At 73.7% G+C, this 13,262-nt stretch carries 12 protein-coding genes and 1 riboswitch; of the genes, 9 read left to right on the forward strand and 3 right to left on the reverse strand.

The window, feature by feature from the left end; all coding sequences use genetic code 11:
- Positions 1–315: 315 nt before the first annotated feature.
- Positions 316–1,791 carry an MFS transporter gene (locus ACIPKM_RS10280; protein WP_402736700.1) on the reverse strand — a complete coding sequence of 492 codons (1,476 nt, stop codon included), beginning with the start codon at positions 1,789–1,791 and terminating at the stop codon, positions 316–318.
- A 110-nt stretch (positions 1,792–1,901) separates the two neighbouring features.
- On the opposite strand from ACIPKM_RS10280, the gene ACIPKM_RS10285 reads away from it, so the two are divergent.
- Positions 1,902–2,468: a TetR/AcrR family transcriptional regulator gene (locus tag ACIPKM_RS10285; protein ID WP_071296392.1), complete on the forward strand. Its 567-nt coding sequence runs from the start codon at positions 1,902–1,904 to the stop codon at positions 2,466–2,468.
- Between the two features lie 9 nt (positions 2,469–2,477).
- Positions 2,478–3,005, forward strand: coding sequence for an Lrp/AsnC family transcriptional regulator (locus ACIPKM_RS10290; RefSeq protein WP_070418327.1), 528 nt, complete (start codon positions 2,478–2,480; stop codon positions 3,003–3,005).
- A gap of 1 nt (position 3,006) precedes the next feature.
- Here ACIPKM_RS10290 and ACIPKM_RS10295 read toward each other — a convergent pair whose 3' ends face one another.
- Positions 3,007–3,438: a GNAT family N-acetyltransferase gene (locus ACIPKM_RS10295; RefSeq protein ID WP_402736701.1), complete on the reverse strand. Its 432-nt coding sequence runs from the start codon at positions 3,436–3,438 to the stop codon at positions 3,007–3,009.
- Positions 3,439–3,549: 111 nt separating this feature from the next.
- Between ACIPKM_RS10295 and ACIPKM_RS10300 the strand changes: the two genes are divergently transcribed.
- From ACIPKM_RS10300 to ribH, 7 genes are all read left to right on the forward strand, one after another.
- Positions 3,550–4,896: a hypothetical protein gene (locus ACIPKM_RS10300; RefSeq protein WP_402736702.1), complete on the forward strand. Its 1,347-nt coding sequence runs from the start codon at positions 3,550–3,552 to the stop codon at positions 4,894–4,896.
- A gap of 90 nt (positions 4,897–4,986) precedes the next feature.
- On the forward strand, positions 4,987–6,630 hold the full coding sequence (locus ACIPKM_RS10305; RefSeq protein WP_402736703.1) for a chaplin family protein: 1,644 nt from the start codon (positions 4,987–4,989) through the stop codon (positions 6,628–6,630).
- 188 nt (positions 6,631–6,818) lie between these two features.
- Positions 6,819–8,132, forward strand: a complete 1,314-nt coding sequence (locus tag ACIPKM_RS10310) for an alpha/beta hydrolase (RefSeq protein ID WP_402736704.1) — start codon at positions 6,819–6,821, stop codon at positions 8,130–8,132.
- On the forward strand, positions 8,129–10,552 hold the full coding sequence (locus ACIPKM_RS10315) for a bifunctional lysylphosphatidylglycerol flippase/synthetase MprF (RefSeq protein ID WP_402736705.1): 2,424 nt from the start codon (positions 8,129–8,131) through the stop codon (positions 10,550–10,552). The genes ACIPKM_RS10310 and ACIPKM_RS10315 overlap by 4 nt, the downstream gene beginning before the upstream one ends.
- 197 nt (positions 10,553–10,749) lie before the next feature.
- Positions 10,750–10,884: riboswitch (FMN riboswitch) on the forward strand.
- A 91-nt stretch (positions 10,885–10,975) separates the two neighbouring features.
- Positions 10,976–11,677, forward strand: a complete 702-nt coding sequence (locus ACIPKM_RS10320) for a riboflavin synthase (RefSeq protein ID WP_092386297.1) — start codon at positions 10,976–10,978, stop codon at positions 11,675–11,677.
- Complete coding sequence (ribB, locus tag ACIPKM_RS10325) at positions 11,677–12,393, forward strand: 3,4-dihydroxy-2-butanone-4-phosphate synthase (protein ID WP_402736706.1); 717 nt, start codon at positions 11,677–11,679, stop codon at positions 12,391–12,393. The genes ACIPKM_RS10320 and ribB overlap by 1 nt, the downstream gene beginning before the upstream one ends.
- Positions 12,390–12,869 (forward strand): 6,7-dimethyl-8-ribityllumazine synthase, encoded by a 480-nt coding sequence (gene ribH, locus ACIPKM_RS10330; protein WP_402736707.1) that lies wholly within the window; start codon positions 12,390–12,392, stop codon positions 12,867–12,869. The genes ribB and ribH overlap by 4 nt, the downstream gene beginning before the upstream one ends.
- Before the next feature lie 172 nt (positions 12,870–13,041).
- Here the strand turns inward: ribH and ACIPKM_RS10335 are convergent, their stop codons facing one another.
- Positions 13,042–13,212 (reverse strand): hypothetical protein, encoded by a 171-nt coding sequence (locus ACIPKM_RS10335; RefSeq protein ID WP_156794867.1) that lies wholly within the window; start codon positions 13,210–13,212, stop codon positions 13,042–13,044.
- Positions 13,213–13,262 lie beyond the last annotated feature (50 nt).

The following is a 13,262-nucleotide window of genomic DNA, read 5'->3' on the forward strand; positions in this document are numbered from 1 at the left end:
GTGTCTCCTGTTCCTCGGGCGCGGTCGTCCGCACCCACCAGGGTGACGCGTCGGGGACAGGAGTCGTCACGCCTGCGACGCGCATGCTCGGCGGGTTCCCAGGACCGCCGGCGACGAGCAGGTTCCGTCCGGCGCGTGACCGTTCTGGTTCGCGGATGCCGGGGATCGCGAACCGGAACGGTCACGCGCCGAGAAGAACACGGGCTTCGGCGCGTCCGCCGCGCGCGGGAGCGAGTGACGGACTGGAGGCCCGGCTCGCGTCGTCGACGCTGGACGGGCCTCCGGAGACGGTCGGGTCTGGACCGCCGTGGTGCGCTAGGACGCGGTCTCGTCCAGGTCGTCGATCCCGCGTGCGGCGGCAGCGGCCCGCCGCGCCCGCATCGACGGTGCCGCGACGGCGGCGAGGACCGCGAGGACGGCCACGCCCGTGCACGCCCAGAACCCGATCGTGAACGCGTCGTCGGTCGGCAGCCCCTGCGCGGTGGTGTGCGACGTGATCAGTGCCGCGATGACCGCGGTGCCGACGCTGGAGCCGATCGTGCGGACGACGGTGTTGGCGCTGATGGCCTCGCCGGTCTGGTTCGCGGGGACGCTCTCGATGATCGCGTTCGAGCACGCGGCGAGGGCGAGGCCGATGCCGATGCCGATCAGGACGCCGGACACGACGACCTCGGCGATCGCGGCGTGTGAGATCGCGGGGATGAGGAACGCGGCGACGATGGCGACCCCACCGAGCAGCATCGGCGGCTTCGGGCCGACCTTGCGGACGAGGATGCCGGCGATCGGCCCGGCGATGATCATCATGACGACGGTCGGGAGCAGGAAGAGCCCGGCCTCGGTCACGTCCTTGCCGAACCCGTACCCGACGGCGGTCGGGAGCTGGAGGAGCGTCGGGACGAGGACGAACGTGCCGAACATCGCGAAGCCGAAGACGAGCGCGACCACGTGGGCCGTCCAGACGCCGCGGACCGCGAACAGCCGGACGTCGATGAGCGGTTCGGCGACGCGGAGCTCGACGAGCACGAAGGCGACGAGTGCGACCGCGCCGAGGATCAGCAGACCGACGGTCTTGCCGTCGCCCCAGCCCCAGGTCTCGCCCTCGCTGATCGCCAGCAGGATCGCGACCAGGGAGACCGCGAGCACACCGGTGCCGAGCATGTCCAGGCGACCGGGCTTCCGGACAGGGGACTCGGGCATGCCGAAGACCGCGCCGATCAGAGCGATGACGACGAGCACGGCGGGGAGCCAGAACAGCCAGTGCCACGAGAGGTGTTCGACGATCGGGCCCGCGGCGACGATCCCGACGCCCGCGCCGATGCCGAAGATCGCCGACAGCAGGCCGATCGTGACGCTGACCTTCTCCTTCGGGAGCTCGTCGCGGACGATGCCGATCGACAGCGGCATCACGGCACCGGCGGCACCCTGGAGCGCGCGACCGACGATCAGCGTGCCGAGGTTCGGTGCGAGAGCGGCGAGGACGGCGCCGACGAGGAGGATCGACAGGACGACGATGAGCACCTTGCGCTTGCCGACCATGTCCCCGAGCCGGCCGAGGATCGGCGTGAGCACCGACGCCGAGAGCAGGTACGCCGTGAGCACCCAGCTCGTCGCGCTCGTGGAGGCGCCGAGGTCCTGTCCGATGGTCGACAGCGCCGGTGCGACGAGCGACTGCAGGACGGCGAAGGACAGGCCGCCGAGCGACAGGTAGACGATGATCGCCGTGCTGTTCGGCCGGCGCGCACCGGTGGTGGGGTGGGACCCGGTCCGCGGGGTCTCCATGGTCTCGGTCATCGTGCTCCGTACGCTCGGATGTAAACAGTTGCTGACTTGACGAGGGTACGCGGTTCCAGGCGGATGTCAACACTTGCTTACATCCGTCCCCGAACCGCTACGCTCGGAGCATGAGCAAGGACGCCGAGGCAACCCGCCGACTGCTCGTGCAGGCCGCGCGACGTCGGTTCGCCTTCGACGGCTACCGGGCCACCACCGTGCGCGACATCGCTGCGGACGCCGGCGTGAACGTCGCCCTGATCAACCGGTACTTCGTGTCGAAGGAGGGGCTCTTCCGGGAGTGTCTCGACCGCGTCGCCCGCGACCTCGGCGCCGAGGAGCGGCCCGTGCCGGACCTCGAGCGGTCCCTCGCCGGCATGATCGAGCACGCCGTCCGGTCCCCGACCGACGACGACTCGCTCCAGCTCATGCTGCTGCTGCGCTCCTCGGGGGACGACGGCGCGGACGCCATCCGCCGCGAGACACTGCGCCGCTACGCCGAACGACTCGCCGGGGCCGTCCACGACGAGGTCACCGACGACCTGCTCCTCCGCGCCGAGATCGCCCTGGCGGTGGTGCTCGGCATGACGATGCTCCGGACGTCCACGAAGGTCGAGCCGCTCGCGTCGGCCGACCACCAGGCGGTCTCGGACGCGCTCACCGGGGTCCTGCGGCAGCTCCTCGCCGGGCCGCGGTAGCGTCGAGCCGTGTCCGATCGCCACGTCCGTCGCCCCGATCCCGCGCCGCGCCTCGACGAGGTCGACGAGCGGATCCTCTGGACCCTCGCCGCTGACGCCCGGATCCCGAACAACCGCCTCGCCGCTGCGGTCGGCATCGCCCCGTCGACGTGCCTGACGCGCGTCCGCGCACTCGAGGACGCCGGGGTCATCCGTGGCTACCGGGCCGACGTGGACGTCGCACGGCTCGGCTTCGCGATCGAGGCGATGGTCTCGGTCCGGGTGCACGCCGCAGCACGCCACGAGCTCCGCGACTTCGCGAAGCGGCTGCTCCGGGTGCCCGTCGTGCAGGACGTGTCGTTCCTGGCCGGCGACAAGGACTTCCTCGTGCACATCGCGTGCACGTCCACCGAGCAGCTCCGCGACTTCGTGGCCGACGAGCTCAGCGGCGACCCCTCGGTGGCGACGACGCAGACGAACATCGTGTTCGAACGGCTCGTCGCCGACCGTGCACAGCAGGGGCGGTCGTTCGACGAGCTCCGGCGCTGGCGGGCCTGACTCAGCGCGTGCGGGTCATCGGGAGGTGGGGGATCCCGTCCTCGTCGAAGTCCTCGCCCGAGCGCACGAACCCGAACCGGGCGTACCACTGCTCGAGGTGTGCCTGCGCGTCGATCGCGATGCGCGGGGAGCGTGCCTCGGCGATCGTGGCTTCCATCAGCAGCGACGAGAGTCCCTGCCCCCTGGCGGCCTTCGCGGTGGCGACGCGGCCGATGCGCTCGGTGCCGTCGTCCTCGCGGAGGAGCCGGAGCGTGGCGTCGACCGAGCCGTGCCCCGCCCAGAACTGCAGCGTGCCGGGCTCGAGGTCGCGCCCGTCGATGTCCGGGTAGGCGGCTGCCTGCTCGACCACGAACACGTCCTGCCGGAGTCGCAGGATCTCGTGCAGGGTGACGACGTCCAGGTTGCGCGTCGGGGCGTTGAAGATCGAGACCAAGACCGGCCTTTCCTGACGATTTCTTCCGAAACAGGGTGCGTTCCGGAACGGAGCGGCGTACATTGCCGGACAACCACTCTACGTGCGCAGCCGAGATCAGGAGGTGAGCGCATGGACCAGCCGTTGCGCGCACCCTGGCGCGCGATGATCCGGTACGTCGTGTTCGGCGTCGGCATCGCCGCTGCCCTCGTGCTGCTCTCGTTGGTGCTCGGCGCTCGTCCGGCCGCGGCGGCCCCCGCGCCCGCCCAGCAGACGCTGCAGACCCACCCGTCGCAGCAGCGCGGGCTGGTCGGCGGGGTCGTCGACGGCCTCGGCGACACCGTCCAAGGCGTCGCCGGTGGGGTCGGGCACGTCGTCGACGGCGTCGTCGCCCCGGTCCGGAAGGCCGTCGTCCCCGCCGCTCCGGCAGCTCCGGCCGCGCCCGCACCGAGCGCCCCGGCAGCGCACCCGGCACCCGCGGCCCCGGCGGCACCCGCCCCCGCCGCTCCGGCGCCGACCCGCCCGTCGAGCGCCGCTCCGGCCCACACGCAGCCGTCGAGCGCCGCTCCGGCACCGTCCACACCGGCACACACCGCGCCCGCCCCGGCTGCACCCTCAGCACCGGCAGCGCAGCCCGCGACCGCCCCCGCGGCGGCACCCGAAGCGACCGGCGCGACCCCCGCAGCACCGCAGGCCGGACCGGCGGAGGCGAGCAGCGCCTCCAGGCCCGCCACCGGCACGGTCGCGACCGTCCTCCGTCCCGTCACCGGCGCCGTCCAGACCCTCACCGACGCTCGCCCGGTGACCACCGTCGTGCACACGCTCGACCAGGTGGTCGGCGGCCTCCCGGTCGTCGGCACGGTCCTCGGCGACGACACCCTCGGCACCGTGACCGACCCGGTCAGCGGGCTGGTGGACGACACCCTCGGCGGCGTCGGCACGGTCGTCGGATCGGTGCCGGACGTGCTCACCGGCCTGCCGCCGACGGTCGGCGGCGTCCTGCCAGGAGGCACGGATCCCGTCGTCGGCCTCCCCACCGCTCCGGTGGGCGGCACGTCCACGGCCCCGGTCGCGTCGACACCGTCGCTCACGTCCCCGGGCGCCGCCAGCGCTGTCGCGCCGGCAACCGTGGCGCCGGACAGCGCTGCCGAGCGGACGGACGCCGTCGCCACCGTGCGGGCCTCCGTGCTCGCCGGAGGCGCGAGCGCCGCCGCTGCACCGGGCGTGCAGGACGCGACGTTCGGCGGCCGGGCACTCCTCGTCCCCGAGGGCCACGGCGTCACGTTCGGCGGCCCCGCGGACGGTTCCGCCACCGGTGCCCTCGGCGGCAGTGCTGCCGGTTCCGCCGGGTCGGCAGCAGCCGTCGGCATCGTCGGTTCCGACGACCAGGTCTCCCGCGCCGCGGGGTCACGCGGCACCATCGCCGACGACGCCGTCCCCGCGTCCATCGTCGGCGAGCACGACGTCGCCCCTGACTGAGATCGGTGCGCCTGTCCGACACGGCAGGCACGCACCACCGGCCGCCATCGCGGTCGGTCCACATCTCATCTCGATCAGGGAGCAACGATCATGAACAAGTACGTCTCGAGAGGGCTCTGGTTCGCCCTCTTCGTCGGCGGTCTGACGCTCGGGGGTGCGGTCGCGGCGAACGCGGCGACGACCTCCGGAGCGGACGGCACCGCCTCGGGCACACAGGTGGCGCCGTCGATCGACGCGCCGGTGTCCGCGACCGGCAACGCACTCGGGGTCCTCGGTGACGCCGTGGCGTCGGTCACCCGTCCCGCAGCGCCCGCGGCTCCGGCAGCACCGTCGTCCTCGGCTCCGGCCGCGACACCGTCCACGTCGGGTGCCGACGGCATCGCCTCGGGGACGCAGGTCGTGCCGGACGTCGCGGCGCCCGTGCAGGTCGCGGGCAACGCGATCGCGGTCGGTGGCGACGCTGCCGCGGCATCCGCACCGGCTCCGGCTCCGGCGGCTTCGGCTGCTCCGGCGGCCCCTGCTGCTGCGCCCGCTGCGGCGCCGACGACCTCCGGGTCGGACGGCATCGCCTCGGGGACCCAGGTCGCCGGTGCGGTGACCGCGCCGGTGTCCGCCACGGGCAACGCGGTGGCGGTCGGCGGCGACGCCGTGTCCGCTGCCGCGACGGCGCCCGCTGCCTCGACGCCTGCTGCTCCGGCGGCGGCGCCGACGACCTCGGGGTCGGACGGCACGGCCTCGGGCACGCAGGTCGCGCCCGTGGTGTCCGTCCCGGTGACGGTGTCGGGGAACGGCATCGGGCTGCTCGGTGACGGTGCCAGCTCGGGGTCGACGGCCCCGGCGACCGGTACCACGACGCCGGCCGCGGGTGGTTCGACCTCCGGCAGTGACGGACTGCTCTCGGGGACGCAGGTCCTCGGTGCGGTCTCGGTGCCGGTGACGGTGTCGGGCAACGGCATCGGGCTGCTCGGTGACGGTGCCAGCTCGGGGTCGACGGCCCCGGCGACCGGCACCACGACGCCGGCCGCGGGTGGTTCGACCTCGGGGTCGGACGGCACGGCCTCGGGCACGCAGGTGTCCCCGGTGGTGTCGGTTCCGGTGACGATCGGTGGGAACGGCATCGGCCTCGTCGGTGACGGCACGAGCACGGGTTCCACCGCCCCGGCGACCGGGACCACGACGCCCACCGCGGGCGGATCCACCTCGGGTGACGGGGGACTGCTCTCGGGCAGCCAGATCACACCCGTGATCAGCCTCCCGATCACCATCGGCGGCAACGGGATCGGCATCGTCGGCGACGGCACCAGCTCGACCACGACGCCCGGTGGCGGCACCACTCCCGGCGACGGCACCGACCCCGGCGACGGCACGGACCCGGGCGACGGCACCACCCCTGGTGACGGCACGGACCCCGGTGACGGCACCACCCCCGGTGACGGCACCGACCCCGGCGACGGGAACGGCGCCGGCGACGGCACCACGCCCGTCACGGTGACCACCCCGGCCACCGGGGCCGGCGCGGCCGTGGCGACCAGCGCCTCCCGGCCCGCGACGGTCGTCGCGACGACCGCCGGTGCCTCGACGGTCGTCCAGGCCGCCGTCCGCACGGTGGCTGCGTCGAGCAGCCAGCCGACCCTCGCCTACACGGGAGCGTCCTCGCCGGTCGTCCCCGCCGGCATCGCCCTGCTGCTGCTCCTCGCCGGAGCCGGGACCCTGGTGCTGCGCAAGCGGCACTGACGTCCGACGGGCTCGAGGGGCACCGCGCCGCGGTGCCCCTCGCACCCGTGCCCGCCGTCGGCCGGACCTGTGTCCGCCGTCCGCTGGACGAACGCCGAAGGCTCTCTGGGAGCGGACCATGGCGAACCTGTGCGGAGCAGAAGCGCCTCCGAGGCCGCCCGGCAGCAGGGCAGCGCCACGATGAGAGCGTGCTCCACGACCTCCTGCGCATCCCCATCACGGGCTCGACCGTCCTCGTACCGGTCGACGTGCTCGCCGCCGTCCTCGTCGTGTGGGCGCTCCTCGCCCGGCCGCGATCGCTCGGCCGCGTCCTCGTCCGGATCGCCGCCCTCGGCGTCGGTGCGGTCGCCGGGCTGGCGCTCGTCTGGTGGTTCGGCGACGTCCAGGACGCGTTCGGTGTCGCGTTCACCTCGGTGACCCGGATGTGGGTCGCCCTGGCGTGCGCCGGGGTCCTGCTGCTGGTCGTGCTGCTCGTGCAGGGCGGCTGGACGGGCCGGGTGGTCGCCGGGGCCGCCGCCGCGAGCCTGCTGCTCGCAGCGGGACTCGGCATCAACGTCGACTTCGGCTTCTACAAGAACGTCGAGCAGGCCATCGCCACGAACCCCTACAAGACGCGGACCCTGGCGGAACGGGATCCGGCGGTCGAGCGGCTCGTCGACCTGCACGACTGGCACGCCCCGGCGGACATGCCGAAGGAGGGCGAGACCTTCAGCGTGACGATCCCCGGCACGATCTCGCACTTCCACGCCCGGAAGGCCGTGGTGTGGCTCCCGCCGGCCGCGCAGGTCCGGAACGCCCCGGCGCTGCCCGTGCTCGTCGCACTCTCCGGGCAACCCGGCGAACCGGCCGACCTCTTCCAGACCGGCGACATCGGTCACTACCTTGACCGGTATGCAGCAGCGCACGACGGCCTCGCCCCGATCGTCGTCGCCCCGGACCAGCTCGGCGCCCCGAACCGCAACCCGATGTGCGTGGACTCCCGGCGGCTCGGGCGCAGCGAGACCTACGTCATGACGGACACCGTCAACTGGATCCGGAAGCACCTCGCGGTCGCCACGGCACCGACGGGCTGGGGCGTGCTCGGCTTCTCCGAGGGGGCCACCTGCGCGATGCAGTTCTCGTCCGCCCACCCCGACGTCTTCGGGTCCGCGCTGGCGATCTCGAGCGAGATCGCCCCGAAGAACGGCAGCCTGCAGCACACCATCGCCGTCGGCTTCGGCGGTTCCCGCTCCGCCTACGACGCCGCGACGCCGGTCGCCGAGATGCGCGCCCACGGCCGGTACGCCGACCACCTCGTCGTGTTCGGGGTGGGCGGGGACGACGCCCCGTACAAGGCGTCCACCGCCACGCTCCGTGCGGCGGCCGAGCGGGAGGGCATCGCCACGCAGCTGGTCGTCTCCCCGGGGTCGGCGCACGACTGGAACACCGTCCGCTACGTGCTCGCACACGGCCTCCCACCGCTGCTCGACCACCTCGGGCTCCCCGCGAGCGGACCGCTGTGAGCGGCGTCGCATCGGCAGTGGCGACGGTCCGCCGGGTCGTCGTCACCCGCCCGGTCACCACGGCGATCGTCCTGCTCGTGCTGGCGACCTCGACGCTCGCGTTCGTGCTCCGGCTGGAACACGGAGCGCACGCGACCGTGTTCGGTCCGTTCCGGGTCTTCGCGGCGTCGACCGGCGTGCTCGCCCTGCTGCTGACGCTCGCCGGGGTGGTCGTGCTCGTCGGGGCGTCGGAGCGGCTCATGGGGTCCTGGCGCACGGCGCTGGCGTTCGTGGTCACGACCGTCGTCGGCACGGGCATCGCCGCGTTCGCCGTGCTCGTCGACCTCGACGGCAAGGGCGCCGTGCCGATGGTGATCGGCCGGGCGACGAGCTTCGACCCCTGGACCGCGATCGTCGGCACGGTCGTCACCGCCAGCGCCTTCGCGGGGACGCTGTGGCGGCGGCGGATCCGGGTGAACGCCCTCGCCGTGGTCGCCGCCCTCCTGCTCTACGCCGGGCACGTCTCCGACCTGTCCGCCGTCCTCGCCGCGGCCGCCGGGTGGCTGCTCGGCGAACTCCTGCGCCGCACGCCGAAGCGGCAGGGCTGGGTGCGCAGCTCGCACCGCGAGATCCGGGTGCTGCTCGGCACCGCGGTGCTGGTGTCCGCCGTCGGCCCCGTCATCGCGCTGGTCTCCCGCGCGCGGGTGGGGCTGCTCGCACCGATCGCCGCGGTCGTCGGCGCCGGCCCCGTCACCCCGGTGCGGGGCTGCCGTGCGGACGCGGTCGCGGGGGAGTGCCTCCGCGGGCTCCTGTCCTTCCGTGCGACCGACCCGTGGACCCTCGTGCTCGCCGTCGCGCCCCTGCTCGTGCTCGTCGTCGGCGGACTCGGGCTCTTCCGCGGCAGTCGCTTCGCGGTGTGGCTCGTGGTCGTCGTCGACACGGTGACGGCGATCGCCGCCGCGATCACGTACGGCCTCGTCCCGGGGCGCATCGTCGCACAGCACGGCCTCGAGGACCAGTTCGTCACCGACGTGTCCATCGTCGCGTCGATCGTCGTCCCGCTCGGGACCGCGGTCGTCCTCGTCGTGCTGCGGCGGTCCTTCACGGTGCTCACCAGCCGGCGCCGCGTCGTCGCCTTCGCGGTGACCGTCGGTGCGGCCGCGGTCGGCATCGTCGTCGTGGTGCTGGTCGTCGCCGCGTCCTCGGCGCACCACGTCGAGGACCCCCTGCGGTTGGCGCTCGCCGCCCTCGGCCCGCTCGCACCGGTGAGCTTCTGGGACCGGCTCCCGTCGCTCGACCACGCGCTCCGGCTCGTGCTCGGGCTGAGCGGACCGGTGCTCTGGCTGGTCGTGGCGATCGCCGCCGTCCGGCCGACCGGGGCCGTCGAACCCGACACCGACGCCGACGCTGCGCACGCCGACCGCGAGCGCGCCCGCGCCCTGCTCGTCGCCGGTGGCGGGGACGCGTTCGGCTGGATGACGACCTGGCAGGGCAACGCCTACTGGTTCGCCGAGGACGGACGCGCCGGCGTTGCCTTCCGCCGCAACGGCCGCGTCGCGGTGACGGTCGGCGGACCCTTCGGCTGGCCCGACGCCCGCACGGCGGCGATGACCGCGTTCGCCCGGTGGTGCGACGACAACGGCTGGACGGCGGTCTTCTACGGCATCGGCGCGGAGACCGCCGGGGTGCTCACCGCGCAGGGTTGGGCGACGCTCCCGGTGGCCGAGGACGCCGACTTCGATCCCCGGACGTGGACGACGAGCGGGAAGAAGAAGCAGGACGTCCGGACCTCGGTGAACAAGGCGGCGCGCGAAGGCCTCACCGCGACCTGGTCGAGCTGGCAGCAGCTGCCCGCGTCCACCACCCGGCAGATCGAGGCGATCTCCGAGGAGTGGGTCGCCGAGCGCGAGCTGCCCGAGATGGGGTTCACCCTGGGCGGGGTCGACGAGATGCGCGACCCCGCGGTGCGCACCCTCGTCGCGCAGGACCCCGAGGGCACGGTGCTCGCGGTCACCAGCTGGTTGCCGGGGTACCGGGACGGCCGGGTCGTCGCCTGGACGCTCGACGTCATGCGACGCACGCCCGCGGCACCGAACGGCGTGATGGAGTTCCTCGTCGCGAGTGCGGCCGACCGGATGCGCGAGGACGGCGTCGAGCGACTCAGCCTGTCCGCGGCCCCGCTCGCGCAGGCCGCCGAGGGCCCGCAGGCGAACGACGGCGTGCAGAGCCTGCTGGACCTGGTCGGCGGGGTCCTCGAGCCGGTGTACGGGTTCCGGTCGCTGCTGCGGTTCAAGCAGAAGTTCGGCCCCGAGCTGCACCCGCTGGTGCTCGCCTACCCGGACCCGGTCGCGCTGCCGGCGATCGGGATCGCGGTGGTGCGCGCGTACCTGCCGGACCTGTCGCTCCGGCAGGCGGTGGCGTTGGCGCGCGGGCGCGGCTGAGCAGACGGACCGACGGACGGTTCGGGAGGCGCGGCGCACCTCCGCCCCGCGGCCAGCGGGACCGGGTGGCGGACGTGGGTCGCGGGGTCGGCCGTACCGCGCCTCCTGGCCCGCAGCGCGGTCACGCGACGTCCGGTTACGCCCACGGAACCGGCGCAACGTGTCCGTCACCTGCGTGGGGTATCGTTCCCGGTACGCAAGCGCTCCGGGGTCGGTGCAAGTCCGAACCGGTGGTGACAGTCCACGAACTGATGACGGGTGCGAACCCGGCAGAGGTTGACCCGGTGGAACTCCGGGACCGACGGTGAAAGTCCGGATGGGAGGCGCGCTGGCGGACGAGACGTCCCACGATCCGTGGGCGCGACCCGTCCATCGATGCCGACGATCGTCGAACGCCCCCGGAGTCCCGTTGAGAGGACACCAGTGTTCACCGGCATCATCGAGGAACTCGGCACCGTCACCGCCGTCGAGCAGCACGGCGACTCCGTCGCGCTCACCGTCCGCGGGCCCGTCGTCGTGCAGGACGCCCGGCACGGCGACTCCATCGCGACGAGCGGCGTCTGCCTGACCGTCGTCGAGCAGACCCCGGAGACCTTCACGGCCTTCGTCATGAAGCAGACGCTCGACATGAGCGCGCACGGGTCGCTCGCGGTCGGCGACCGGCTCAACCTCGAACGCGCGGCCTCGGTCGGCGACCGGCTCGGCGGGCACATCGTCCAGGGCCACGTCGACGGCACCGCCACCGTGCTCGAGACCGCGGACGGCGACGGCTGGCGGCGCGTCCGGTTCTCGCTCGCGCCGGACCTCAGCCCCCTGGTCGTCGACAAGGGCTCCATCGCGATCGACGGCGTCTCGCTGACGGTCAGCGCCGTGTCCTCCGAGGACACCCCCGCCGCGGACGCCTGGTTCGAGGTGAGCCTCATCCCCGAGACGCTCGAGGCCACCACACTCGGCGCCCGCGTGCCGGGTGACCGGGTGAACATCGAGACCGACGTCCTGGCCCGGCACGTCCGGCGGATGCTGCGGCTCGACGCGGCGGCGCGGCCGCTCGAGGGTGATGCGCGTCCGCTCGAGGGCGATGCGCGTCCGCTCGAGGGTGCCACGCTCGGCCAGGAGGCACGGTGATGGTCGCCGGGGCACGTCCCGCCGCGCAGGCGGGTGCCTCCGGTGCGGTCGTCCCGGGATCGCTCGGGTTGTCGAGCGTCGACGAGGCCATCGCCGCCATCGCCGCCGGCCGCCCGGTGATCGTCGCCGACGACGAGGACCGCGAGAACGAGGGCGACGTCATCCTCTCCGCCGAACTCGCCACCCCCGAGTGGATCGCCTGGACCGTGGCGCACTCGTCGGGCTTCATCTGCGCACCGGTGAGCGTCGAGATCGCCGACGCACTCGACCTCCCGCCGATGGTCGCCCACAACGAGGACGTCCGCGGGACGGCCTACACCGTGACCGTCGACGCCGCCGTCGGGGTCACCACCGGCATCAGCGCCCACGACCGAGCGCACACGTTGCGGGTCCTCGCCGACCCGGCGTCCGTGCGCGACGACCTGCACCGGCCCGGACACGTCGTGCCCCTGCGCGCCCGTCCGGGCGGGGTCCGCGAGCGTGCGGGCCACACCGAAGCCGCGATCGACCTGGTCACCGCCGCAGGGCTCCGGCCCGCCGCGGCGATCTGCGAGATCGTCGACGAGGACGGCGGCATGATGCGTCTGCCGGGACTCCTCGGACTCGGGGCACGCGCCGGCGTGCCCGTCATCACCATCGCCGCGCTCGCCGACTGGCTCGACGCGGCAGACCGGGCAGCGGCGGAGTCCGCGCCCACGGAAGGAACGGCACGATGAGCGGAGCAGGCGCGGCGGACCGCGACCACGTCGACGGCAGCGGCATCCGGGTGGCGATCGTCGCCGGGCAGTGGCACGACGAGATCGCCGGGGGCCTCCTCGCCGGGGCGCAGCGCGAGGTCGAGCGGCTCGGGGCCACGGCGGAGGTCATCGCCGTCCCCGGGAGCTTCGAGCTGCCCGTGGTCGCGAAGGCCGCGCTCGAGGCCGGGTTCGACGCGGCGGTCGCCCTCGGCGTGATCATCCGCGGTGGGACACCGCACTTCGAGTACGTCTCGGACGCGGCGACGAGCGGCCTCACCCGGGTCGCGATCGACGCCGGCAAGCCCGTCGGGTTCGGGGTGCTCACGCTGGACGACGAGCAGCAGGGCCTCGACCGTGCCGGGCTGCCCGGTTCGAAGGAGGACAAGGGAGCCGAGGCCGTGCACGCCGCCGTGTCGACCGTGGTGACCCTGCGCCGGCTGCGCGTGCTCGCGTAGGCGACCCGCGCCTCCTGGGCCGCCGCGCGTCAGCGCGTCCGCGCGTCGCTCCTGCGCTCGCACAACCGAAGTCACCCCGCGCCACGCGATCACGTGGTGCGGGGTGGCTTCCGTTGTGCGAACGGCCCCGCACCTCTTCAGGTGCGGGGCCGTTCGTGTGCGGTGGTGCTGACTACCGCTTGCCGAACACGTGGATCGGCAGGAAGAAGGAGAGGCACATGAGCACGAGACCGCCCATGAAGATGAACGCCTGACCCGAGCTCACCTGGAACGCGAAGCCGAACAGGTACATCGAAACCAGCAGCAGCAGGATCGAGAAAACAGCGGCGATGACGCGGCCCACAGTGGTACCTCCGGAATCAGGCGGGTGGATCGGACCCAGTCTATCCCCAG

This window comes from Curtobacterium sp. NPDC086286, assembly GCF_044746255.1.
Classification (GTDB): domain Bacteria; phylum Actinomycetota; class Actinomycetes; order Actinomycetales; family Microbacteriaceae; genus Curtobacterium.